Below are 24,607 nucleotides of genomic sequence, written 5' to 3'. Positions count from 1 at the left end.
ATTTGACGCCGCCCGACGTGGGGGCGGCGCAAAGAAAAACCGCCGGGGGCGGGGGCCTCCGGCGGTTGCGATCTGGGGCAGGGGTGCGGGCGCCTAGAGCGAGGGCAGCCAGAGCACCAGGGCGGGCAGGGCGATCAGCAGCGCCACATGGATCATGTCCGCCACGACGAAGGGCGCCGTGCCGCGAAAGATCGACGACAGCGGGATGTCGCGTGCCACCCCCGACAGGACGTAGACGTTCATCCCCACGGGCGGCGTGATCAGGGCGATCTCGGTCATCCGCACCACCAGCACGCCGAACAGCACCGCATCATAGCCCAGCCCGGTGATCAGCGGGAAGAACAGCGGCACCGTCAGGGTCATCATCGCCGAGGCGTCCAGGATCATGCCAAGGAAGAAATAGACCGCCAGGATCACCAGCAGGATGGCCAGGGGCGCCAGATCGGCCCCGGCCACCCAGCCGGTCAGCTGCATTGGAATGGTGGTGACGGTGACGAAGGCGTTGAAGACCAGCGCACCAAAGAGGATGCCAAAGATCATGCCGGTGGTCTTGAAGGTCTCATAGACCGCATCCACCAGCCGCTGCCAGGTCAGCCGCTTGCGCAGGGCCGAGATGACCAGCGCCCCGAAGGCGCCCATGGCCCCCGCCTCGGTCGGGGTGAAAAGGCCCCCCACGATGCCGCCCATGACGAAAAGGAACAGCACGATCACGTCGCCGCAGCTTTTGAACCCGTCCCAGCGGTCGGCCCAGCTGGCGCGGGCGCCTGCGGGCCCCGCCTTGGGGTTTACCCGGCACTGGATCCAGATCACCGCCATATACATCAGCGCCAGCAGCACGCCGGGAATGATGCCAGCGGCGAACATGTCGCCGATCGAGGTTTCGGTCAGGATGCCGTAGATGATGAACATCCCCGAGGGCGGGATCAGCGAACCGATGGTGCCCCCCGCCGCGACGGATCCCGAGGCCAGCGGCAGCGAGTAGCCGTATTTGCGCATCTCGGGCAGGGCCACCAGGCCCATGGTGGCGGTGGTCGCCAGCGACGAGGCATTGACTGCGGCAAAACCCGCCGAGGCGCCCACGGTGGCCATGGCCAGTCCGCCGCGCCGGTGCCCCAGGCAGCGGGCCGCGAAATCGTACAGGTCCTTGCCGATGCCCGAGGCAAACAGGATATGCGCCATGAACAGGAACAGCGGCACCGTGCCGATGGCATAGTTGGTGGCCAGGTCGAAGGTGATCACGCCGACCTTGATCAGCACCGCCTTCACCGTCAGCAGCGAGGCGAACCCCACCACGCCCACCAGGCCCATGGCAAAGCCGATCGGCATCCCGAAGGCCAGGAAGGTGAACAGCGCGGCCAGGCCGATCAGGCCCATTTCAACGGGGGTCATTCCACACTCTCCTGGGGGTCGGGTGCATGGGGGTCACGGGGGCGCTCTGCCCCGGGGGCAAGGCGTTGCAGGGCGCGCAGCACCAGCACCGCGATCAGCAGGGCCGTGGCGCCGACGATCAGCCAGCGGAAGGGGGCGACGGGGATGTCCAGCAGCGGTGTCTTCTCGCCCTGGGCCGCGTGGCGCTGGGCGTCATGGATGGCGGACCACAGCACGAACCCCCAGAAGCCGCAGCCCAGAAGCAGCATCAGCCCCTCCAGCCCGTTGGCCAGCCGGGTGGGCAGGGTCTGGGTCAGCAGGTCCACCTTGGTATGGGCCCCGTCCCAGGCGGCATAGGCCAGCGACAGGGTGATGGTGGGGATCAGCAGCAGTTCCGACAGCACATAGGTGCCCGGAAAGGCAATGCCGATGGCGCGGAATATCACCGTCACCACGATCAGCCCCATCAGGGCCAGCAGGGTCAACACGCCCATCAGGGCCGAGGCCCGCACCAGCGCGCCAAGCCCGGTTTCTAGGATCTTCAGCATGGGTCCTCCCACCCGTCTGAGGGCAAGAGCGGTGCGGGGGCCGCGCCGCTCTTGCGGGTCGTCATTCCTCGTGGGCCGCGCGGATCCGCTCCAGCACCTCGGTGCCGGGCTTGCCCATGGCGTCGAGATCGGCGGCCACCTCGGCAATCGCCGGGGCGAAGGCCTGGGAATATTCGGCCACCACCGCGGGGGCGACGCTGTTGAAGGTCACGCCCTCGGCCTCGCCATAGGCGCGGCCCGCGGCCTCGGCCTCCGTCGACAGCTCCAGCGTGCGCTGGCTCAGCCAGTCGGTATTGGCGTCAAAGATCGCCTGGATGTCCTCGGGCAGGCCCGCCCAGGCGTCCATGTTCACCGCCCGCGAGGGATAGGCGCCGCGCGAATGGGGCAGCTCGGAATAATAGCTGACCACCTCGGCGAAGCTGAGCGATTTCAGCGCCTCATAGGGGGCAATGACCCCATCCAGCACGCCCTTTTCCAGCGACGGATAGGTTTCCGTCATCGGCATGGTCACCCCCTCGGCGCCAAAGGCCGCCAGCGGGCCGATGAAATCCACGGCCGAGCGGATGCGCAGCCCCTTCAGGTCGTCCAGGGTTTCCAGGGGCGCGTTGCGCAGCAGCAGGTGCATCGGGGTGCCGACGTTATAGCCCACCACATGCACGCCCAGCTCTTCCTGGAACACCGGGAAGTCGCCCACCAGATCCATGTAGACGCCCAGCACCTTCTGCGGATCGGTGTAGCCATAGAACATGCCCGGCACGAGGCGGTTCATGTCATAGCCCGAGCGCGCGTAGATCGGCGCGATATAGGCGATGTCGGCGATCCCGGCGGCCAGCTCATCCACCCCTTCGCGGCTGGTGATCAGGGCGCGGCCCCAATAGGGGGTGATCGCCACCCGGCCTTCGGTTTGCTCTTCGATCCGGGCGATCCATTCCGCGTCGGCCTGGCCGTAGGGATGGGTCGTCGTATAGGGCGAGGCGTAGGTCAGGTTGAAATCCGCCGCGAAGACGGCGGTGGCAGAGGCGCCGAAGCTGGCCGCGACTGCGAGGGTCATCGTCAGGTGTTTCATGGTTCTCCTCCCTGAAAGCACGATTGCGTAGAACGCCGGAGTTGTCTCCCCGGTCTCTGGGCGCCGGGGCGCTATTGGCCCGCCGGGGCGGGCGTCTCCTCCTGTTCGTCCCCGAGACGGGCGAGGAATTCGGCGGTATGGGCGCCCGGCAGGGCGGCGGGGCCGGGGGCGGGCTCGCCCCCAAGGCGCACCGGAGGGCCCAGCTGGGTCTGGGTCGCGCCGCCGGGCAGGGTCACGTCGATCACGGCGCCCCGGGCGCGGAAATGCGGCTCGGCCAGGGCGTCGGCGACCTCGTTCACCGGGGCAAACTGCGTGCCCGCGGCCTCGAACAGGGCCAGCCAATGGGCGCGGGGGTGCTGGGCAAAGAGCGCCTGCAAGGCGTCGCGGATCTCGGCCCGGCGGGTCGCCTCCAGTTGCAGGGGGATGAAATCGGGGCGGCCCATCACCTCGCAGAAGGTGGCCCAATAGCGCGGTTCCATGTCGGTGGTGCAGAGCCACAGCCCGTCGGCGCAGCGCCAGAGGCCCAGATCGGCGCGGCGGGTGCCGCGCGGCGGCGCCTCGGAGGGGTCGGCGTAGCGCGACAGGATATTGGCGGTCAGCGTCATGGCGCATTCGGTCATCGACACGTCCACGTGGCGCCCCTGGCCGGTGGCGCGGGCCGACATCACGGCGGCCAGGGTGGCAAAGGCCGCGTGGCTGCCGGTCAGCACATCGGCGGCGGGGGTGCCGGGCAGGCCAGGGGCCTTTGGGTCTTCGCCGGTGCGCGACATCACCCCCGAGAGGGCCAGCGCCACCGGGTCGTGCCCGGGCTTGTCGCGCAGCGGGCCGGTCTGGCCGCAAAGGGTCAGGCTGACATAGACCAGCGCCGGGTTCAGCGCCTGCAGCGCCTCATAGCCCAGACCGAGGCCCGCCAGAACGCCGGGGCGGTAATCCTCGACCAGCACGTCGACCTGGGCCACCAGCCGCCTCAGCACCGCCTGGGCGTCGCCGTCGCCAATGTCCAGGCGCAGGGATTTCTTGCCCCGGGCCAGCATGTCGCGGCCGCGCTGGCGCGCCTGGCCCTCGGCATCCATCTTGTCCCAGCCGAAGACCTTGGCCTGTTTCGCCAGTTCGCGGGGGTTCTCGACCCGGATCACCTCGGCCCCCTGATCGGCCAGAAGCCAGGTGCAATAGGGGCCGGGCAGCAGGCGCGAGAAATCCAGCACGCGCAGACCGGCAAGAGAGGCGGGCAGGGGGGGCGTCATGCGGCGCCCTCCTCGGGGTGCACGGCAAAGAGCGGGCCGCGCGCCAGCTTGCCTTCGGGCGTTTCGACGAAGATCCCGCGCGCCTGCATCTGCGGGCTGTCCGGCACCTCGGCCAGTCGTGTGATCGGCGACACGCCCCAGCCCAGCCTCAGCGACCAGTCGCCCAGTTCGGCGCGGGTGTGGCGGGCGAAGAAGGCGCCGACGAGGCCCTGCCAGCGGTCGATGATCGCCTGATCGGTGTCGGCCACCAGGATGTCCTCCCAGACGATCCCGGCCAGTTCCCCGGCGCAGCCCTCTTCCGCCATCACGCGGACCACGGCGCGCATCATGCCGGGGTTATCGACCATCGACCAGGTGACATAGCCGTCGGCGCAGGGCCAGACCTGGCGCACGCCAGAGGCGCCACGCACCAGCTTGTTGCCCACCCGGCGACCGATACGGCCGGTCCATTCGAACATCACCGCCTCGCGGTAATTGGCCAGGGTCGCCGATTGCAGACCCGAGACCGGGATGCGCTGGCCCCGGCCGGTCCGGGCCCGGGCGCGCAGGCCCATCAGGGCGGCGGTGGCCACCTGGATCCCGGTCAGGGCATAGGCCTGTTCGCCGGGCAGGCGCAGGGGCGGATCCTCGGCGGTGCCGATCACATGCATCAGCCCCGAGGCCGCCATCAGCGTCAGGTCGGTGGCGGGGCGGGGCGGCGGCCCCTCGGGCCAGGCCGTGGCCACCACATGGACCAGCCGGGAATGGCTGGCGGCCAGGGCGTCCACCTCGGGGCGGGGGCTGCGGCGGCGGTCGTCCAGCAGCACATCGGCACCGGCAAGCAACCCAGCCAGAGGGGTGGATGATGCGGGGGAGTGCCGCATCCCCCCGTGCCAGGCTGCCTGCCGGATCTCGGTCACCTCGCCGGTGTCGGCCAGGGTCACATCGGCGCCCAGCCGGGCCAGCATCTCGCCGCCGAAATCGACCAGCCGGTCGGCCAGGACGACGACCTTCAGGCCGGAGAGCAGCGGGGCGGGGGTCTGGGTCTCGGCGCTCATGCCAGGGCTCCTTCCTCGGTCAGGCGGGCGATGTCCTCGGCGCTCAGCCCGATCTCGGCGAAGACCTCGGCGTTGTGCTGCCCGAGGCAGGGCGAGGCGGTGACGCGGACGGGCGTGTCGGGCAGGTCATAGGGCGGGGCGGGCATCCGCGCCGGGCCAAGGACCGGGTGATCGGTCATCACGAAATGGCCCGCAGCCTCCAGCGCGGGGTTTTCGGCCACGCCCTTGCCGTCCAGCACCCGGGCGGCGGGCACGTCCGCCTGGATCAGCGCCTGTTCCAGGGCCGCACCGTCGCGGGTGGCGGTCAGGTCCGACAGGGCCTGGCTGAGCAGCGGCGCGGCGGCGCGGCGCGCGCCCGCATCGGGATAGCGGGTCGCCAGATCGCCCGCGTCGAGCACTGCGCAAAGGGCGCGCCACTGGCTGTCGTCCTCGCAGGCGATCGCGATCCAGGCGTCCGCGCCCGCGCAGGGAAAGACCCCGTGCGGGGCCATGACCGGATCGTCGTTGGCGGGCTTGTCCTCGGGCATCCCGGCGAAGAGATCACCGGCCACATGGACCATGGATTCGATCTGGCTGACATCCACATGGCAGCCCTGGCCGGTGCGGTCGCGCGCCTCCAGCGCCGAGAGGATCGCCACGGTCAGGAACATCGGTGCCACCACGTCGCCATAGGCGAGCGGCGGCATATGCGGCTCGGTCCCGGGCCAGCCGGTCATATCCGCATGGCCCGACTGGGCGGCGGCGATATTGCCGTAGCCGCGAAAGCCCGCCATCGGCCCGGTGCGCCCGGCGACCGAGACAGAGGCCAGGATGATCCCCGGTCGGATCTGTTGTAGGGTCTCATAGCCAAGGCCGATGCGGTCCATGTAGCCGGGGCCGAAGTTCTCGACCACCACATCGGCCCAGGCCACCAGCCGCTTGGCCACCTCGACCCCTGCCGGATCCGACAGGTTGATGGTGACGCTTTTCTTCGACGTATTGGTCTGGGCGAAAAAGACCGAGGCATCGGGTTTTTTCGACTGCCCTTTGGCGAAGGGGGGCGAACGGCGGCCCAGATCGAGGCGCCGCGCGCTTTCGATCTTGACCACCGTGGCGCCATTGTCGGCCAGATCCTTGGTGGCGCGGGGGCCCGCGCCGACCCAGCTGAAATCCGCGATCTTCAGGCCGTGAAGGGCTCCGGTCATCTTTCTTCCTCCAACTTGTCGAGGGCCTCTGTCACCTGCGCCACCACCGCCTCGCGGTCCCATTCGCGCGGGTCGACCATGTCCGACCAGACCTCGATCACCGTGACGCCCGCCGCCTCCAGCGCCTGTTTGGCGAAAAGAGAGCCGTAGCCCGAGAAGCGGTCGTGTTCGGGGATCAGCATCAGCGCCACGTCGATGCGATAGCGTTTGGCCTGCTGGACCATCCAGGCGTTGACCCAGGGCGGTTGGTGCAGCTGTTCGTTCATCGCCGAGACCCGCGCCGCAAGCGCCCGCAGCGGGTCGCCGTGATCGGCGCGGATATAGCCGTCGGCGGCGAAGGGCAGGTACATGGACCAGGCGAAGGTGGCGCCGTGGCTCTCCTCGAAGGCCTTGTAGAAAGAGGTGTCGAACCACAGGCCCGCCCCGATCCACATCATGCGGATCTTCTCGTTCGGGCAGGCGGCGTGGCCGTCCCGGATCCGCTGGGCCACCTCGTCGCGGAAGGCCTCGACGTGAGCCAGGGCCCAGTCGGAGCCGCGGTGCCATTGCGGGATCATCACATTGGGCATCTGCTCGCCGATACCCACGGGCACCTTCGGCGCCTCGGCGATCATCTGGCTGACCTCGTCCAGGATCTTTTCCTGGCGGTCGATGCGCTCCATGTAGGCGGCGAAGGCGTCGCGGTCGAAGCTGCGGCCGGTCATCTTTTCCACCGCGCCGATCAGCTCTTCGATCTCGGCCACCATCAGGTCCAGCCGGGCGGTGCCGTAGAACTCTTCCCAATCGCTGCGCGCCTGGACCCACCAGTCGGGGGCGGGCTCGGGCACGGCAGGGGCGGAGAAGAGGTGCAGCGGCGCGCCGGTCTGGTCGGACCACAGCTGGAAGATGCGGGCGTGTTCGTCGGAACTGGCCCGGGCGCAGAGCAGGGCGGGGGCGGGCAGGCCACCCCAGGGCTGGCGCGTGGCGTCGCCTTCCAGCAGGGCCATCAGCGGCAGCGAGGAGTACTTCGGCAAATGCCGGTGGAACCCGGCCTCTTCCATCCAGTCGAAATAGAAGGGCGCCTGCTGTTTCGCGGCGATGACGGCGGACCACCATTGGTTGGTGACCATGGGGACGTCCATGAAGTGAAAGATCTCATGGGGCGTGTCGGCATTGACGAAGGCAAAGGGCGCGCCCTGGGTGATCTCGGCCCGCAGGCCCTTGATCCAGTCGCGCTGATAGCTGGTGGCGGCGGCGGCCATGGTCATGCGAGGGCCTCCTCTATGCGGCGGCGGGCGGAGTCGCGCCAGGCGGCATCGGGGCGGAAGGGGCGCAGCGGCAGGCGTGCCAGCCGGGTGCCCCGGGCGGTCAGGTCGCGGGCCAGCGGCGGCAGATCCCAGCCGAAGCTGTCGTCGTTGCGGTCGGGCGAGGCGATGACCAGATCACACTCCGCCAGCCGGGCGCGCAGGGCGTCGCCATAGCGGCGCGGCGGGTTGGCGCGGATATGCAGCGGCACCTCGGCCACCTCGCGCAGCAGGGTTGCGGGCGCGCCCAGATGATGGGCGGGCCAGAGGTCGCCATAGGGGGTCAGGTCGGCGGTGACCCGGCCATAGTCCTGCGCCAGATCCCGCAGCAGCGGCAGATCGCAGGCGGTGCCGATCAGCCCGATACGCGGGCCCGCATCGGCGGCGGGCACCGGGGCAATCTGGACCAGCAGGTCGCGATGCGCCTGCGGCTCCATCCAGCGCCCGGCATTGCGCAGGGCGAAAAGGTGGGGGTGGTCCGCCAATGGCGCCAGCGCCTCGGCCCGGGCGGCTTCGGCGGCCAGGGCGGCCTTTAGCGCGGCGGGGTCCGGCGCCTGGCCCAGGGTCTGGGTCAGGGCCTCGTCCAGCCGCGCGGCCTCGGTGGCGTTGAAGCGGGCGATGGCGGGGCTTTGGCCGTGCAGCAGGTTCCACAGATGCAGGCGCGGGCCGGTGGCGGGCACATGGCCCAGGCGGCGCAGCTCGGTGGCGTATTGATAGGCGGTCAGCCCGGCCACGTCATCGCGGGCAAAGACGATCATCGCGTAGTGGTCGAAGGCACCGGCGGCGAAGCGATGCAGGAAACGGGCGGCGAAATCGTCGAGGAAGCGTTCCGCGATCCGGCTGACTGCCGCGACCTGTGGGCCCTCGTCGGCATCCGCCAGCGGCGGCGCCTTCACCTCGACAGGGCGCGCACCGGCGGCGCGGATCAGCGCCTCGGGCAGGCCGTCGCCGAAGAGGCCGACCCGCGGCGCGCCCTCTGCTGTCACCTGATCTGCCCGGGCGCAAAAGACGCGCATGAGCTCTTCCATCGCCGACACGATGTTCCTCCTCCCGTTTCGGCGCGCAGGGCGAATTCCTCCCCGTCCTGGCGCCGCCAATTGGTTTACTTAGGAAACTGTTTACCTGCTTTGTCAACCTCCGAAATTGACAGGACGCGCGTCGGCGGCTAGCCAATCGGAAAGCCGGGGATTGGGTATGAGTGAAGAAAAGTCAGATAAAACAGATGGATCCGAGGTGTCCCTGGGGCACCTTGCGACGGATATTTCCTTTGTCACCCGGCTGTTGCGCGCTCAGCTGATGGAAGAGACCAGCGGGTTCTTCGAAAAACACGGGGTCGCCAGCGGACAGGTGGCGCTGATCAATCTGATCGCGCTGAACCCCGGCGTGTCGCAAAAGGAACTGGCCGAGGCGGTGGTTCTGAAAAAATCCGCCCTGACCAAGGCGATCAACGAGCTGGAGCGCAGCGGGTTGATCGAGCGGCGCAAGGGCGGGGGCGATCAGCGCTATAACGCGCTGCACCTCAGCGCGGCGGGCGAGGCCCGGGTGGCGGCGATGAAGACCGACATGCTGGCCCTCCAGGACAAGATCCTGGGCGTTCTGGATCCGGCCGAACGGGCCCAGCTTTTCGACATGATCTGGCGGGTGATTCGCAGCCTCTGAGGCCGGGCTCACCTGCGCGCGGCGCGGGGTGCTTGACAATCCGCCTCCATACGGTTTCCATGGTAAACTAATTTGGAGGAGCCGGAGGACACCATGGCGCAACCGCTCGCGGGCGTGAGAATCGCCGATTTCAGTCACGTCATCGCGGGGCCGCTGGCGACGCAGTTCCTGTGCCTTCTGGGGGCCGAGGTCATCAAGATCGAGCCCCCGGCGGGCGACGCCATGCGCTATTACACCCGGCTGGACGAGCGGCGCGGCATGGCCGAACCCTTTCTCGGCGCCAATGCCGGCAAGAAATCCGTGGTGCTGGACCTGAAGTCGGAGGAGGGGCGCGCGGCGGCCCGGGCCATCGTGGCCAGCGCCGATATCCTGGTCGAGAACTTCCGCCCCGGGGTCGCGGCGCGGCTTGGCCTGGGGTCCGAGGCCTTGTGCGCCGCCCATCCAGGGCTGATCTATTGCTCTGTCTCGGGCTTTGGCCAGGGCGGGCCGATGCGCGACTATCCGGCGATCGACCAGGTGATCCAGTCGATGTCGGGGCTGATGTACCTGTCGGGACAAGAGGGCGAACCGGCGCAGCGCGTGGGCTTTCCCATCGTCGACACCTATACCGCCCTGCTGACCGCCTTTGCGGTGCTGGCCGCCTATACGCAGCGCCAGGCGGATCCCCAGGGGCGCGGCCAGGTGGTGGATGTGTCGATGCTGGATGCCACCATGGTGCTGATGTGTTCTGTGATCAGCCCCTATCTGCTGACCGGGGCCGAGCCGGTGCGGGCGGGCAATCGCGGCTTCTCGGGGGCGCCCACGGCCGACACCTTCGACACGGCAGAGGGCGAGATCACCATCGGCGCCGTGCAGCAGGTGCAGGTCGAGCGGCTGTTCCGCGCCATGGATCTGGCCGACCTGCTGGAGGATGCCCGTTTCGCCACCCCGCCCGCGCGGCTGGCCCATGACGCCGAGTTGCAGGCGATCCTGCGCGCCCGCTTCGCCACCCGCAGCGCCACCGACTGGGAGGGGGTCTTGGCCACCGCCGGGGTGCCCGCCGGCAAGGTGCGCCCCCTGTCCGAGGCCATGGCCCTGCCGCAGATCCAGGACCGCGACCTGTTCCTGAATGTGCCCGACCCGGCCACCGGCCAGATGGCGCAGGTGCTGAACGCTGGCTTCCGCTTTGCCCATGACGGCCCCGGCGTCGCGGCCCCGGCCCCCCGTCTGGGCGAGCATAGCGAAGAGATTCTCTCGGCCCTGACCACCGGCGCCTGAGCCGGTCACCCCCCGTTGATCCGCCCGCGGCCCCCGGCCTGCGGGCGGCGCGCGTTTTGGGGCCTTTTCCTAACCTGCCGTCATTGCTCGGTTTTCGCCGCGTGCCCCTGCGCGCGGACAGGCGCACCTGCAATCGTCGCAGGAAATTCCCCGAAACGTAGCAAAACTGACATGGAAGTCCGCTCAACTGAGCATGTGAAATGCTGAAGTGAGCAATATGGACCGCAAGGAACAGATTTTGCAGGTGGCGCGCCGCGAGGGCCGCGTGATGGTCGACGGGCTGGCCGAGGCCTTTGGCGTCTCGGCCCACACCATCCGCCGCGATATCAACGCGCTCTGCGAAGAGGCCAAGCTGCGGCGCCTGCACGGCGGGGCGGAATATATCGAGGGCCAAGCGAACCTGCCCTATCACGCCCGCGCGGTGCTGAACTTCGACGAGAAATCGGCCATCGCGCGCGAGGTCGCCAAGGTGATCCCCGATGGCGCGACGCTGTTCATCTCGATCGGCACCACGCCCGCCATCGTCGCGGGCGCCCTGGCCGAGAAACAGGCGCTGACGGTCATTACCAACAACCTGAACGCGGCCTTCGCCCTGTCGGAAAACCCCGGCAATCGGATCATCCTGCCCGGCGGCGAGATGCGCCTGCCCGACCGCGACATCCTGGGCCCCGAGGCGGTGGATCTGTTCCGCACCTATCGGGCGGATTTCGGCATCTACGGCGTCGGCGGCATCGACCATGACGGAAGCCTGCTGGATTTCCACGCCGCCGAGGTGCAGATGCGCGAGCAGATGCGCGCCAATTCCCGCCGCTCTATCCTGGTCGCGGACCGCACCAAGTTTGGCCGCCGCGCCGCGGCCGTGGGTGGCCAGCTGGACGAGGCGGGGATGGTCGTGCTGGACCGCGCGCCGGGGGACGACTGGCAACCGCTGCTGGAGGGCTACCCGGGCAAGCTGGTCCTGGCGATGGAGGCGGGCGATGTCTGATCCCTTCGTCGAGCTGCGCGACATCCGCCGCCAATGGGACGGCAAGGGCGGGGTGCGGGGCGTCTCGCTGTCGGTCGCGCGGGGCGAGTTCGTGGCCATCCTGGGCCCCTCGGGCTGCGGCAAGTCCACGCTGCTGCGCCTGCTGGCCGGGCTGGAGGTGCCGCAGTCGGGGCAGATCCTGATCGGCGGGCAGGAGGTGACCCATGCGGCCCCCTCGGCGCGCGGCCTGTCGATGGTGTTTCAGAACTACGCCCTTTTCCCGCATCTGAACGTGCGCGAAAACATCCTCTTCGGGATGAAAGTGCGCCGCGCCAGCCGGGCCGAGCAGGCGGCAAAGCTGGCCGAGGCGGTGGCGATGACCGGCCTTGAGGGGCTGGAAGATCGCAAGCCCGGGGCGCTTTCGGGCGGCCAGCGCCAGCGCGTGGCCCTGGCCCGCGCCGTGGTGGCGGGCCATCCCCTGTGCCTGATGGACGAGCCCCTGTCGAACCTCGACGCCAAGCTGCGCCATTCGGTGCGCCGCGACATCAAGGCCCTGCAACGGCGCCTCGGCCTGACCGTGGTCTATGTCACCCATGACCAGTCCGAGGCGATGTCGTTGTCGGACAAGGTGGTGCTGATGAAGGACGGCGCGGTACAGCAGCAGGGCCACCCCGAAGACCTTTATGCCCGCCCTGCAACCCCCTTTGTGGCCGAGTTCATCGGCGATCCGCCCATGGCTCTGGTCGAGGGCGCGGCCCTGGGCTTGGCTGCGGCACAGGTCGGGATCCGGGTCGAAAAGATCGAGCGCGCCCATGCGGATGACGCCGATCTGGTGGCCGAGGTAGAGGCCTGCGAGTTTCTGGGCGGCGAGACCCGGGTGCTGCTGAGCCACCCCCGGGCGCGCGGTCTGGGGTTGATCCTGCCCGGGCGGCGCGAGCTGGCCCCGGGCACGGCCCTTGGCCTGGCCCTGCCGGACGAACACCGGATCCTTTTCCCCGCCCAGGGCGGACAAAAGGATCCGCAGCAGAATTACGGGGCGACCGATCGCCAAACCGCGCCCCGTGATGGCCGAAAGGCCCCATCCCAGCAGACCGAAGAGGTATCCCGATGATCCGCCAAGTTTCTGCCGCGGCCATGCTCGCCGCCGGCGCCCTTGCCGTCAACCCGGCCAGCGCCACCGAACTGACCATGTATTATCCGATCGCCGTCGGCGGCCCCCTGACCGCCGTGGTCGATGGCATGGTTGACGAATTCGAGGCCCAGAACCCCGACATCACCGTCAACGCCATCTATGCGGGCAACTACGACGACACCCGCATCAAGGCCCTGGCGGCGCTGAACGCGGGCGAACCCGCGCAGCTGGCCGTCATGTTCTCGATCGACGCCTATGACCTGATCGACCAGGACCTGATCGTGCCCTTCGATGACGTGCTGGGCGACGAGGGCCAGGCCTGGATCGACAGCTTCTATCCCGGGCTGATGGCCAACGGCCAGGTCGAGGGCAAGACCTGGGGCATTCCGTTCCAGCGCTCTACCATCGTGGCCTATTACAACAAGGATATGTTCGCCGAGGCGGGCCTGGACCCCGAACATGCCCCCGCCACCTGGGCCGAGATGGTCGAGATGGGCAAGGCTTTGACCAATGACGACCATTACGGTCTGATGATCCCCTCGACCGGCTACCCCTACTGGATGTTCCAGGCCCTGGCGATCCAGAACGGGATCGAGCTGATGTCGGGCGACGGTCTGGAAACCTATTTCGACGCCCCCGAGGCGGTCGAGGCGCTGGAATTCTGGAAGTCGCTCTCGGTGGATGAGGGCATCATGCCCGAGGGCACCGTGGAATGGGGCACCCTGCGCCAGGCCTTCCTGGAAGGGCAGACCGCGATGATGTGGCATTCCACCGGCAACCTGACCGCGGTGAAGAACGCGGCCGCCTTCGATTTCGGCGTTGCCATGCTGCCCGCCAATGTGCAGCCCGGCTCGCCCACGGGCGGCGGCAACTTCTACCTCTTCAAGGACAGCACCGACGAAGAGAAGGCCGCGGCGCTGAAGCTGATCCAGTTCATGACCCAGCCCGAGCAGGCCGCCCAGTGGTCCATCGCCACCGGCTACATGGGCGTCTCGCCCGCCGCCTATGAGACCGAGGCGCTGCAAGCCTATGGCGCCGAGTTCGCCCCCGCCCTGGTCGCCCGCGATCAGCTAGAGGTGGCCGTGGCCGAGTTCTCGACCTTCCAGACCGCCCGCGTCCGCGAAGGGCTGAACAACGCCATCCAGTCCACCCTGACCGGCGAGAAGTCGGCCGAAGAGGCCCTGGGCGAGGCGCAGGCCGCCGCCGAGCGCCTGCTGCGCGCCTACCAGTAACCGATCCCCCCCGGGGGCCTTCGGGCCCCCGGCTTTTTGATTTCGTGGGGGCCTTCGGGCCCCCGACCTTTGATTTCTTGGGGGCCTTTCCAGGCTCTCGGTTCCCGCCCGCGCCCAACATCCCCCGGGGGCCGGGTCAGAAGAGGCTCAGCATGACCGACAGCTTTCAACGTGCCAAAAGGCGCCGGGCCATTCACGGGTGGCTCCTGCTCTCGCCCGCGCTGGTCATGCTGAGCACCTTCGCCTTTTCCCCCTCGCTGGCGACCCTCTGGGCCAGCTTCTTCTCGCGCGAGACGCGGCGCCGCCCGTCCGAGTTCATCGGGCTGGACAACTACCGCTTCCTTTTCGAGGATCCGACCTTCTGGAAGGTGGCGGGGAACAACCTGGCCTATGCGGCGGTCACCATTCCGGTCTCTATCGCCCTGGCCCTGGTCATGGCGCTTTGGGCCAATTCCAAGATCCCGGGCCGGTCCTTCCTGCGCACCGCCTATTTCACCCCGACCGTCCTGCCGATGATCGCCGCAGGCAATCTGTGGCTGTTCTTCTACACCCCAGACATCGGGGTGCTGGACCAGCTTTTCGGCCTTGTGGGCCTGGGGTCGATGAACTGGCTCGGGCGGCCCGAAACCTCGCTTTGGGCGGTGTGTATCGTGACCATCTGGAAGGAAAGCGGGTTCTTCATGATCTTCTACCTGGCCGCGCTGCAAACCATCCAGCCAGAGCTGAAAGAGGCCGCCGATATCGAAGGCGCCAGCCGTTGGACCTATACCCGGCGGATCGTGCTGCCGCTGCTGATGCCCACGACGCTGTTCATCCTGGTCAATGCGCTGATCAACTCGGTCAAGCTGATCGACCACCTGTTCATCCTGACGAAGGGCGGGCCGTCGGACAGTTCCAAACTGATCCTCTACTACATCTGGGAGCTCAGCTTTGCCTTTTTCGACAGCCCCATGGCGGCGGCCACCACGGTGCTGGTGCTGGCGGTGCTGGGCATCGTCGCGGCGCTGCAATTCGGGCTGCTGGACAGAAGGACACATTACCAATGACGCGTCTTCTGCCCCGGATCGAGGCCGCGCTGGCCCTGCTGCTGGCGCTGATCTGGATCTCGCCGCTGCTGTTTGCCCTTTGGGCGGCGTTTCATGCCACCACCGATGCGGTGAATTTCAACCTGTCGGCGCCGCTGATCCTGGACAACTTCCGCACCGCCTGGGCCGGCGCGCCCTGGCTGCGCTATTTCCTCAACACCTTCCTGCTGGTGACCCTGGTGCTGGCCGGGCAGTTCTTCCTGTGTACCCTCGCGGGTTTCGCCTTTGCCCGCATCGAGTTTCGCGGCAAGGGCACGGTCTTTACCCTGATCCTGCTGCAACTCTTCATCCTGCCCGAAGTGCTGATCGTGAAGAACTATGCCATCGCGGCCTCGCTGGGGCTGGTGGACACGATCGCAGGCATCGGGGTGCCCTATATGGCCTCGGCCTTCGGGATCTTCCTGATGCGCCAGGCCTTCAAGGGCGTGCCCTTGGAGCTGGACGAGGCCGCCCGGGTCGAGGGCTGTTCCCTGCTGGGCGTGCTGTGGCGCGTCTACGTGCCCGCCGCCAGGCCCACCTATATCGCCTATGCGCTGGTCTCGGTGGCGACGCACTGGAACAACTTCCTCTGGCCGCTGATCGTCACCAACACCGAAAGCGCCCGGCCCCTGACCGTGGGCCTGTCGATCTTTGGCGCGCCGGAGAACGGCGTGGACATCTCGGTGATCTCGGCCGCCACGGCGATGGTCATCGCGCCCCTGCTGGTGCTGTTCCTGGTCTTCCAGCGCCAGTTCGTGCAGGCGTTTTTGCGGGCGGGGATCAAGTAGGGGGGATCCCTTTTGAGGGGAAGGGATGGCGCCCCCTGCCGTCAGGGCCGCTGTCTGAGGACGGTCATCACGCGCGAGTATTGCTTGATCCACCGGGCTTTTTCCGGGCTGAGCCAGGTGATCAGTTCCATGATCTGGCTGTACTCCTTGCTGAGATCGCGATGCAGGATCGGTTCGTGATGAAAGATCCGGTTGCGAAACTCTCTTACCTCGTTGCAGCGCCGGAACAGGCGGGCGTAGGTCACCTCGCCGGGCAGGTGGGGGAAAGACCCGTGAAGGTCCGGCCAGAACACGGTCTCGTGCCGCGCCAGCAGCATGTTGACCCAGAAGCCGAAGTTCAGCTCGGCTGTCATCCCGCCCGAGGTCACCGGCCCTCTGGACTTCAGCTTGTCCCTTGCGGTCAGAACGATGCGCTTCCCTCTATCGATCTGGGAGAGGAAGGCGGGATCCTCCCACCAATGCGGTCCGTAAAGGGCGATCAGACGGGTCGCAACGATGTTGCGCAGACAAACCTCCGAGGCGCTGAGGACCGGGAAAAAGGCCTCGCTCATCTGGATGTTCCAGCCATACAGCGCCAAGGCACGCTCAACATCATACCCGGCCTTCTGTAGGTACTTATTCAGGCGCTCTTCGGATATTATGTTGGCTACCAAGGTGTTAAGGTTCCGTTCTGTGGCTTTCGCGCAATCCGGCTTTCCTTGACAACTATGTCGGTGGCGACATATCTAGGCAACTAGTCGAAGACAAAGTTAGGTCTTCAACCTTTAGAAGCCCGCGACAGCCTTAACCGGTCCTCGCGGGTTTTCGCTTTTCTGACGTGTTGATGAGGCGTTCGGGCGTTGGTCTTCGTTGAAGAGCACGGATCGCCCGAAAACTGGTTTCGGCCTGGCATCGGGCCGCCCGAAGGCGGCCCCCGCCGCCCTTAGGCCAGCGCCTTTTGCCAGGCGTAGTACGAGCTTTTCGGGGTCCGCTGCATCGTGTCGAAATCCACATGCACCAGGCCGAAACGCTTTTCATAGCCCAGCGACCATTCGTAGTTGTCCAGCAGCGACCACAGGAAATAGCCCTGCACCGGCACGCCTTCGTCGGCGGCCTTCTTCACCATCGCCAGGTGCTTTTGCACATAGTCCAGACGTTCGGCATCGTTGACGGTGCCGTCGGGCTGGATCACGTCGGCGTTGGCCATGCCGTTCTCGGTGACGAACAGAGGCAGGTCGCCGGTGTACTCCGCCGCCGTGCGCTTGAGGAACTTGTAGAGACCCTCGGGGTAGATCTCCCAACCCATGAAGGTCTTGGGCAGGGGGCCTTCGACCTCATGATGATGCGGCCAGGGGCCGTCGTCGGGCGCGATCAGCTTGCGGGTGTAGTAGTTCACGCCGACCCAGTCGAGCGGGCTGGCGATCACGTCGAAATCGTCCTGCCAGCCCTGGGGCATATGCGGCTCGAAGGCCTTCATCACGTTGGCGGGGTATGCCTTCTTGAACATGCCGCCGAGGAAGAAGCGGTTGTAGTAGCCATCGTAAAGGGCTGCCGCCTCGGCTGCCTCGGGGGTGTCATCGGCCGGGTCGGCCCATTCCATGTTCACCACGGCGCCCAGGTTCGACAGGCCCATGGCGCGCATCGCCTGGACGGCGGTGCCGTGGGCCTTCATCACGTGGTGCATGGCGCGCGCCGTGGCGCGGATATCCTTCAGCCCCGGCGCCTGATGGCCCAGAAAATGCGACAGGAAGGCCACGCACCAGGGTTCGTTGATCGGCGCGATGGAATGCATCCGGTCGCCGATCCGGCCCATGATCACCTCGGCGAAATCGGCGAACCAGTTGGCGATGTCGGGGTTGCGCCAGCCGCCCAGATCCGCCAACGCGCTGGGCAGTTCCCAGTGATAGAGCGTGGCGCAGGGCTTCAGCCCGCGTTCCAGCATGGCATCGGTCAGCCGGTCGTAGAAATCCAGGCCTTCCGGGTTGGGCGTGCCGCGCCCCTCGGGCAGCACCCGCGCCCAGGAGGTCGAGAAGCGGTAGGCGTCGAAGCCCGCGCCCTTCACCAGGTCCAGGTCTTCCTCGTAGCGGTGGTAGTGGTCGCAGGCGCGGTCGCCGTTCTCGGCGCGCACCACATTGCCCGGCGTGGCGGCGAAAGTGTCCCAATGGGTGGAGCCTGCGCCGCCGAATGCGTGGCCCTCGATCTGGTAGGAGGAGGTGGCGGTGCCGAAGAGGAAGCCTTCGGGGAAATCCTGTCGGGAGAAGGTCATGGATGTCTCATCTGCTGCGGGCCGGGGCCCGGGTCGGAAAGGGGTGTCAGCCCAGGCGCGCGGCCTGAAGCGGGGCGGGGCCGGTCGAGCTGCCGACCACCAGCTGCGCCTCAAGCAGCCGGGTGATCGGGCTTTCGTCCGGCGCGGAAATCAGCTGCACCAGGGCATCGGCCAGCAATTCGCCTGCCATGCGGACGGAGGACCGGGTGGCGGTGAAGATCGGCAGGTCCTGGCCGTTCTTGAGATAGGACAGGTCGTCGTCATGGGTGATGACCGACAGGTCGCGGCCCATGACCAGCCCGGCCTCTTGCAGGGCACGGCGGATACCGATGGCCGACAGGATCGAGGAACAGATGATCGCCGTCGGCGGATCCTCCAGCGCCAGCATCCGGCGGGTTTTCATGAAACCGAATTCCTCGGTCATCTCGTCGGTGCACATCAGCGCCGGATCGGGGGCCAGCCCGGCGGCCTCCAGCGCGCGGGTGTATCCCTTGCGGCGGCGATAGGCGAAATCCATCCGCTCCAACCCGTTGATCAGGGCGATCCGGCGGTGGCCCAGCTGGATCAGGAACTCGGTGGCGCGGCGGAAGGCCTGGGTGTTGTTCACGTCGATCCAGGAATAGGGGACATCGACCCCGGTCGAGCGGCCATGCACCACGAAGGGCAGGCCGATCTCGTTCAGCAGGGCGATGCGCTGATCATTCACCGCGGGCGCCTGGACGATCACCCCGTCGACTGCGCCGCGGGCGCGGAACTCGCGATAGACCTTGCCCTCGTCATCGCCGGGCACCCGGGTCAGCAGGATGTCATAACCCGCCCGCGCCAGGTTCTGGCTGGCGCCCGCGACGAAATCGCCGAAGACCGGGTTGACCATCTCGTGTTCGGTCGAGGTGGGGATCACCTGGCCGATCAGCATCGCGCGGCCCGTGGCCAGGCCCTTGGCGCGGCTGTTGGGCCGATAGCCCAGACGCGCCGCCGCCTCTTCGACCCTGTGTCGGGTTGCCGCGCTGACCTCGGGATAGCCGTTCAACGCCCGGCTGACCGTGGTCTGCGACAATCCGAGGGCCTCTGCCAGGGTTTTCAGGTTCATCGGCGATCCAAAGCGCTTTGAAAAAGGTTGCGGGTTTCTGTGTGCAATCAAAGACTGTCCGCGTCAATGCTCTTGCGCACTAGGGCGCGGGTGCTGACCTTTCGCCTTGCGAAACATGTATTTCTCGCAATTTGTTGACATCACGACCCTGCGTGTCATTTATCAGGGCACGCCTCAAAGCGCTTTGAAATGGATTCGGCGCAAACAAACGGCGCATGGCGCATTCGGGAGGGAATTTAGCTATGAAAAAGACGCTCTTTACCGGCGTGGCAGCCCTGGCCCTGACGGCTGGCGCGGCTCAGGCCGAGAAGGTCACCGTGTTCGGCCCCTGGCTGGGCCCGGACCAGGAGCAGGTCGAGGTCGTGTTGGACGGCTTCGCCAAGGCCACCGGCCACGAAGTGTCCTATGTGGGCTCTGACAGTTTCGAACAGCAGATCGTCATCGATGCCGAGGCGGGTTCCGCGCCCAACGTCGCGATCTTCCCGCAGCCGGGTCTGGCGCAGGACATGGCGCTGAACGGCTTCCTGACGCCGCTGGCCGATGGCACCGCCGACTGGGTGCGCGAGAACTACGCCGCCGGGGACAGCTGGGTCAGCCTGGGCAGCTTTGCCGGGCCCGATGGCGCCGAGGACCTTTACGGCTTCTTCTACAAGGTCGATGTCAAATCGCTGGTCTGGTATCTGCCCGAGAACTTCTATGACCTGGGCTACGACGTGCCCGAGACCATGGAAGAGCTGAAGGCGCTGACCGAACAGATGGCCGCCGATGGCGAGACCCCCTGGTGTATCGGTCTGGGGTCCGGCGGCGCGACCGGCTGGCCCGCGACCGACTGGGTCGAGGACCTGATGCTGCGCACGGTCACCCCCGAGGAATACGACGAATGGGTCACCAACGACATGCCCTTCGACGATCCCAAGGTGGTGAACGCGATCGAGGAATTCGGCTGGTTCGCACGCAATGACGACTTCGTCGCAGGCGGCGCCGATGCCGTGGCCGCGACCGATTTCCGCGACAGCCCCAAGGGCCTCTTCGACGCGCCGCCGCAGTGCTACATGCACCGCCAGGCCTCTTTCATCCCGACCTTCTTCCCCGAAGATGCCGTGGTCGGCGAGGATGTCGATTTCTTCTACTTCCCGGCCTATGCCGAGAAGGATCTGGGCCAGCCGGTGCTGGGTGCGGGCACCCTTTGGGCCATCACCAACGACAGCCAGGGCGCCCAGGATCTGATCGCCTATCTGCAAACCACCGAAGCGCATGAAACCTGGATGGCGATGTCGGGCTTCCTGACCCCGCACCTGGGCGTCGACACCTCGGTCTTCGGCGATCCGACGCTGAAAAAGATGAACGACATCCTGCTGAACGCCACCACCTTCCGCTTCGACGGGTCCGACCTGATGCCGGGCGGCGTGGGCGCGGGCTCGTTCTGGACCGGCATGGTGGATTACACCGGCGGCAAGGATGCGGCCGATGTGGCCTCTGACATCCAGGCGTCCTGGGACGCGCTGAAGTAAGCGACACCGGCCATAGCCGGCACGACAGCTGCGCGGCCCGGACCTTCCGGGCCGCGTTTTGGACTTCTCAAGACATCAGACCAGACAGGACAGGGGGCACGACATGGCACCGGCACTTCAGGGCTTGCTGACGATCGTGATCGGCATCGGCGCATGTCTCGCCTATTTCTTCGGCTCGAACCTGCTGCTGGATCTGGTCTTTCCGCCACGCGGGCCGCGCGCCGGGCGCAATATCAACCTGGCCAACCTGATCCGCCCCTGGCTGTTCCTCTTCCCCGCGCTTTTCGCCCTGGGCCTCTACCTGGCCTATCCGGTGATCGAGACCCTGCGCCTGTCGCTGACCAACCGGATCCCCGGCGGCGGCTACGAATGGGCGGGGCTGCAAAACTACGCCCAGATGTTCCGCGAGCCCAAGTTCTGGGAGGCGATGCGCAACAACATGCTGTGGCTTCTGGTGGTTCCCGGCGCGGCCACCATCTTTGGCCTGCTGGCCGCCCAGCTGACCGACCGGATCAAATGGGGCAATATCGCCAAGTCGATCATCTTCATGCCCATGGCGATCAGCTTTGTCGGCGCCTCGGTGATCTGGAAACTGGTCTATGACGCCCGCCCCGAGGGCCAGGAACAGATCGGCATCCTGAACGCGCTGGTGGTCTATTTCGGCGGCGAGCCCGAGACCTGGCTGTCGATGCCCTTCTGGAACAACTTCTTCCTGATGGTGGTGCTGATCTGGATCCAGACCGGTTTCGCCATGGTGATCCTGTCCGCCGCCCTGCGCGGCATCCCCGAAGAGACGATCGAGGCCGCCATTGTCGATGGGGCCAATCCGATGCAGATCTTCTTCAAGATCAAGGTGCCGCAGATCCGCGGCACCATCATGGTGGTCTGGACCACGATCACCATCATCGTGCTGAAGATCTTCGACATCGTCTTTGCCATGACCAACGGCCAGTGGGGCACGCAGGTTCTGGCCAACTACATGTATGACAAGCTGTTCGTCGCCCGCGACTGGGGCGTGGGGTCGGCCTCGGCCATGGTGATCATGGTTCTGGTGCTGCCGATCCTGGTCTGGAACGTGCGCAACGCGCGCCGCGAAATGCGCTGAGGGAGGCGGAGATGAACAATATCGCCGGTCAGAAACCCACCCTGGTCTGGGCCACCCAGATTGCCGTGGCCTTTATGGTGATCCTCTGGATCCTGCCCACCCTGGGCCTTTTCGTTTCGTCCTTCCGCACCGCCGATCAGATCGCCTCTGGCGGCTGGTGGCGGTCGCTGTTCCCCTCGGAACAGACCCTGACCCTGCGCACCGCCGACCCCGAGACCCAGGTGCAGGAAGGCGACCTTTACGTGATCGAGGGTAACCTCTTTGACGGCGAAGAGGACGCGCCCGACAGCCTGATCAGCTGGGGCACCTCGTCACGCGACGTCGCGGCCTATGCCCCCGGCGACCTGGCCGAGCTGCGCCGGGGCGGCACGGTGACCGTGGCCGCCGATGGCCGCTACCGGATGGAGAACAGCGAAAGCTTCGAGAGCAGCCGTGGCCAGCGGATCTTTGTCACCGCCTCGATCCCGCCCAGCTTCACCCTTGAGAACTATCAGCGCGTGCTGTTCTCGGGCAGCACCACGGACGGGATGCAGAAGGCCTTCTTCAACACGCTGACGGTGACCATTCCGGCCACCGTGATCCCGATCCTGATCGCCGCCTTCGCCGCCTATGCCCTGGCCTGGATGGATTTCCCCGGCCGCGCCCTGCTGATCGCCACGATCGTGGGCCTGCTGGTGGTGCCGCTGCAACTGGCGCTGATCCCGCTCTTGAAACTGCATCTGGGGATCGGCATCGGCAAGGGCTACATGGGGGTCTGGCTGGCGCACACCGGCTTTGGCCTGCCCATGGCGGTCTACCTGCTGCGCAACTACATCGCGGGCCTGCCCCGCGACATCATCGAGAACGCCCGTGTGGACGGCGCGACCGAGTTCCAGATCTTCACCAAGATCATCCTGCCGCTGTCGTTCCCGGCCCTGGCCAGCTTTGCCATCTTCCAGTTCCTGTGGACCTGGAACGACCTTCTGGTGGCCAAGGTCTTCCTGATCGACGCCTCGGGCCAGACCACGGTGATGACGGCGCAGATCGTCGAACTGATGGGCACCCGTGGCGGCGACTGGGAGATCCTGGCCACGGCCGCCTTCGTGTCGATCTTCGTCCCGCTGGTGGTCTTCTTCTTCATGCAGAAATACCTGGTGCGCGGCCTGCTGGCCGGCTCCGTCAAATAGGACTCTCCTCATGACCGATACGATTGTCTCTGCCGAAAAGACCGCAGACTGGTGGCGCGGCGCCGTCATCTACCAGATCTATCCGCGCAGCTTCATGGATGCCAATGGCGACGGCATCGGCGATCTGGCGGGCATCACCCAACGGCTGGATCACATCGCCTCGCTGGGGGCCGATGCGATCTGGATCTCGCCCTTCTTCACCTCGCCGATGAAGGACTTCGGCTATGACGTCAGCGATTACTGCGATGTCGACCCGATGTTCGGCACCCTGCGCGACTTCGATGCGCTGACCAGCCGTGCCCGCCAACTGGGGCTGAAGGTGCTGATCGACCTGGTGCTGTCGCATACCTCGGACCAGCACCCCTGGTTCGCCGAAAGCCGCGCCAGCCGCGACAACCCGAAATCCGACTGGTACGTCTGGGCCGATGCCAAGCCCGACGGCACGCCGCCCAACAACTGGCTGTCGATCTTCGGCGGCTCGGGCTGGCAATGGGACGCGCGGCGGCAGCAGTATTACCTGCACAACTTCCTGACCTCGCAACCCGACCTGAACTTCCACTGCGAGGCGGTCAAGGAAGAGCTGTTGAACGTCGCCCGCTTCTGGCTGAACCGGGGCGTCAACGGCTTCCGCCTGGATACGATCAACTTCTACACCCATGACGCCGAGCTGCGCGACAACCCGCCCCTGCCGCCAGAGGAACGTGTCGCCAATACCGCGCCCTCGGTGAACCCCTACATCTGGCAGAACCACCTCTACGACAAGTCGCGCCCCGAGAACCTGGAGTTCCTGCGCCGGTTGCGCGCGGTGATGGAACCCTATGACGCCGCCGCCGTGGGCGAGGTGGGCGACGACCAGCGCGGCCTGGAGATCCTGGGCGAATACACCCGGGGCGATGACCTCATGCATATGTGCTATGCCTTCGAACTGCTCGCGGGCAGCACGCCCTCGGCGCAATACGTCAAGGACACGATGGATCATTTCGACCGCGTGGCCAGCGACGGCTGGGCCTGCTGGGCCTTCTCGAACCACGACGTGGTGCGCCACCCGACACGGTGGAAGCTGGACGGGGCGGGCATCCGCTGTTTCAACGTCATGATGATGTGCCTGCGCGGCTCGGTCTGCCTCTACCAGGGCGAAGAGCTGGGCCTGTATGAGGCCGATGTGGCCTATGAGGATCTGCAAGACCCCTACGGCATCCAGTTCTGGCCCGAGTTCAAGGGCCGCGACGGCTGCCGCACCCCCATGGTCTGGGAGGCGCATAACCCCCACGCGGGCTTCGGCACCGATGGCGAAATGCGCCCCTGGCTTCCGGTCAGCGGCAGCCAGGCCGCCAAGGCCGTGGACCTGCAGGAAAACGTCTCGACCTCGGTGCTGAACCACTACCGCCGCGCGGTCGCCCTGCGTCAGGCCCATCCGGTTCTGAAAACCGGCAGCCAGTCGCCGCTTGCGGCCAACGGCACCGTGCTGTCCTTCACCCGCCAGGGCGAGGGCGAGACGCTGCTCTGTGTCTTCAACCTTAGCGACCAGGCGGCCAGCCTGCCTCTGCCCGAGGGCAGCTGGACCAGCCTGGCCCAGGATCTGGACGGCGCCGTGGCGCCCGAGGGGCGGGATGTCAAACTGCCCGGCTGGGGCTATGCTGTGCTGGCAAAAGCAGGGGAGTGAG

The 24,607-nt window shown here is 66.8% G+C and carries 22 protein-coding genes; 11 read left to right on the top strand and 11 right to left on the bottom strand.

Annotation, left to right across the window (positions count from 1 at the left end; genetic code table 11):
* Positions 1-93: 93 nt before the first annotated feature.
* From ACRARE_RS03555 to ACRARE_RS03520, 8 genes are all read right to left on the bottom strand, one after another.
* Entirely contained in the window at positions 94-1,389 is a 1,296-nt protein-coding gene (locus ACRARE_RS03555; protein WP_432655019.1) for a TRAP transporter large permease, read from the bottom strand.
* A complete protein-coding gene (locus tag ACRARE_RS03550) occupies positions 1,386-1,916 on the bottom strand; it encodes a TRAP transporter small permease (protein WP_432655018.1) in 531 nt (176 codons plus the stop codon). Before ACRARE_RS03550 ends, ACRARE_RS03555 begins: the two co-directional genes overlap by 4 nt.
* A gap of 61 nt (positions 1,917-1,977) precedes the next feature.
* Positions 1,978-2,982, bottom strand: a complete 1,005-nt coding sequence (locus ACRARE_RS03545; protein ID WP_432655017.1) for a TRAP transporter substrate-binding protein — start codon at positions 2,980-2,982, stop codon at positions 1,978-1,980.
* A gap of 71 nt (positions 2,983-3,053) precedes the next feature.
* Positions 3,054-4,226 (bottom strand): CaiB/BaiF CoA transferase family protein, encoded by a 1,173-nt coding sequence (locus tag ACRARE_RS03540; protein ID WP_432655016.1) that lies wholly within the window; start codon positions 4,224-4,226, stop codon positions 3,054-3,056.
* Positions 4,223-5,263, bottom strand: coding sequence for a CoA transferase (locus tag ACRARE_RS03535; RefSeq protein ID WP_432655015.1), 1,041 nt, complete (start codon positions 5,261-5,263; stop codon positions 4,223-4,225). Before ACRARE_RS03535 ends, ACRARE_RS03540 begins: the two co-directional genes overlap by 4 nt.
* A complete protein-coding gene (locus ACRARE_RS03530) occupies positions 5,260-6,447 on the bottom strand; it encodes a CaiB/BaiF CoA transferase family protein (RefSeq protein ID WP_432655014.1) in 1,188 nt (395 codons plus the stop codon). Before ACRARE_RS03530 ends, ACRARE_RS03535 begins: the two co-directional genes overlap by 4 nt.
* Positions 6,444-7,694, bottom strand: a complete 1,251-nt coding sequence (locus ACRARE_RS03525) for a 2-hydroxyacyl-CoA dehydratase (RefSeq protein WP_432655013.1) — start codon at positions 7,692-7,694, stop codon at positions 6,444-6,446. The genes ACRARE_RS03530 and ACRARE_RS03525 overlap by 4 nt, the downstream gene beginning before the upstream one ends.
* Entirely contained in the window at positions 7,691-8,746 is a 1,056-nt protein-coding gene (locus ACRARE_RS03520) for a hypothetical protein (protein ID WP_432655012.1), read from the bottom strand. The genes ACRARE_RS03525 and ACRARE_RS03520 overlap by 4 nt, the downstream gene beginning before the upstream one ends.
* A 217-nt stretch (positions 8,747-8,963) precedes the next feature.
* On the opposite strand from ACRARE_RS03520, the gene ACRARE_RS03515 reads away from it, so the two are divergent.
* The 7 genes from ACRARE_RS03515 (at position 8,964) to ACRARE_RS03485 (ending at position 15,826) form a co-directional block, all read left to right on the top strand.
* The gene (locus tag ACRARE_RS03515; RefSeq protein WP_432655011.1) at positions 8,964-9,389 is read left to right on the top strand and encodes a MarR family winged helix-turn-helix transcriptional regulator; all 426 of its coding nucleotides are present in this window, start codon (positions 8,964-8,966) and stop codon (positions 9,387-9,389) included.
* Between the two features lie 93 nt (positions 9,390-9,482).
* Complete coding sequence (locus ACRARE_RS03510) at positions 9,483-10,646, top strand: CaiB/BaiF CoA transferase family protein (RefSeq protein WP_432655010.1); 1,164 nt, start codon at positions 9,483-9,485, stop codon at positions 10,644-10,646.
* A gap of 217 nt (positions 10,647-10,863) precedes the next feature.
* Positions 10,864-11,631 carry a DeoR/GlpR family DNA-binding transcription regulator gene (locus ACRARE_RS03505; protein ID WP_432655009.1) on the top strand — a complete coding sequence of 256 codons (768 nt, stop codon included), beginning with the start codon at positions 10,864-10,866 and terminating at the stop codon, positions 11,629-11,631.
* A complete protein-coding gene (locus ACRARE_RS03500; protein WP_432655008.1) occupies positions 11,624-12,721 on the top strand; it encodes an ABC transporter ATP-binding protein in 1,098 nt (365 codons plus the stop codon). Before ACRARE_RS03505 ends, ACRARE_RS03500 begins: the two co-directional genes overlap by 8 nt.
* Positions 12,718-13,974 carry an ABC transporter substrate-binding protein gene (locus tag ACRARE_RS03495; RefSeq protein ID WP_432655007.1) on the top strand — a complete coding sequence of 419 codons (1,257 nt, stop codon included), beginning with the start codon at positions 12,718-12,720 and terminating at the stop codon, positions 13,972-13,974. Before ACRARE_RS03500 ends, ACRARE_RS03495 begins: the two co-directional genes overlap by 4 nt.
* Before the next feature lie 152 nt (positions 13,975-14,126).
* A complete protein-coding gene (locus ACRARE_RS03490; RefSeq protein ID WP_432655006.1) occupies positions 14,127-15,020 on the top strand; it encodes a carbohydrate ABC transporter permease in 894 nt (297 codons plus the stop codon).
* Positions 15,017-15,826: a carbohydrate ABC transporter permease gene (locus ACRARE_RS03485; RefSeq protein ID WP_432655005.1), complete on the top strand. Its 810-nt coding sequence runs from the start codon at positions 15,017-15,019 to the stop codon at positions 15,824-15,826. The genes ACRARE_RS03490 and ACRARE_RS03485 overlap by 4 nt, the downstream gene beginning before the upstream one ends.
* Positions 15,827-15,867: 41 nt before the next feature.
* On the opposite strand, the gene ACRARE_RS03480 is transcribed toward ACRARE_RS03485, so the two are convergent.
* From ACRARE_RS03480 to ACRARE_RS03470, 3 genes are all read right to left on the bottom strand, one after another.
* Positions 15,868-16,377 (bottom strand): hypothetical protein, encoded by a 510-nt coding sequence (locus ACRARE_RS03480; RefSeq protein ID WP_432655004.1) that lies wholly within the window; start codon positions 16,375-16,377, stop codon positions 15,868-15,870.
* A 371-nt stretch (positions 16,378-16,748) separates the two neighbouring features.
* Positions 16,749-18,071 (bottom strand): GH1 family beta-glucosidase, encoded by a 1,323-nt coding sequence (locus tag ACRARE_RS03475; RefSeq protein ID WP_432655003.1) that lies wholly within the window; start codon positions 18,069-18,071, stop codon positions 16,749-16,751.
* A gap of 46 nt (positions 18,072-18,117) precedes the next feature.
* Positions 18,118-19,161: a LacI family DNA-binding transcriptional regulator gene (locus tag ACRARE_RS03470; protein WP_432655002.1), complete on the bottom strand. Its 1,044-nt coding sequence runs from the start codon at positions 19,159-19,161 to the stop codon at positions 18,118-18,120.
* Between the two features lie 242 nt (positions 19,162-19,403).
* On the opposite strand from ACRARE_RS03470, the gene ACRARE_RS03465 reads away from it, so the two are divergent.
* The 4 genes from ACRARE_RS03465 to ACRARE_RS03450 all read left to right on the top strand — a co-directional run bounded on the left by ACRARE_RS03465 (position 19,404) and on the right by ACRARE_RS03450 (position 24,606).
* Complete coding sequence (locus ACRARE_RS03465; protein ID WP_432655001.1) at positions 19,404-20,672, top strand: ABC transporter substrate-binding protein; 1,269 nt, start codon at positions 19,404-19,406, stop codon at positions 20,670-20,672.
* 103 nt (positions 20,673-20,775) lie between these two features.
* Entirely contained in the window at positions 20,776-21,777 is a 1,002-nt protein-coding gene (locus ACRARE_RS03460) for a carbohydrate ABC transporter permease (RefSeq protein ID WP_432655000.1), read from the top strand.
* Between the two features lie 11 nt (positions 21,778-21,788).
* Complete coding sequence (locus ACRARE_RS03455) at positions 21,789-22,943, top strand: carbohydrate ABC transporter permease (RefSeq protein WP_432654999.1); 1,155 nt, start codon at positions 21,789-21,791, stop codon at positions 22,941-22,943.
* A gap of 10 nt (positions 22,944-22,953) precedes the next feature.
* Positions 22,954-24,606: an alpha-glucosidase family protein gene (locus ACRARE_RS03450; RefSeq protein WP_432654998.1), complete on the top strand. Its 1,653-nt coding sequence runs from the start codon at positions 22,954-22,956 to the stop codon at positions 24,604-24,606.
* Position 24,607: the final 1 nt, after the last annotated feature.

This window comes from Pseudooceanicola aquaeponti, from assembly GCF_050897975.1.
In the GTDB taxonomy this organism is placed as follows: domain Bacteria; phylum Pseudomonadota; class Alphaproteobacteria; order Rhodobacterales; family Rhodobacteraceae; genus Pseudooceanicola.
The sequence above is the reverse complement of the archived record's forward strand: the minus strand, read 5'-3'. Positions and strand labels throughout refer to the sequence as shown.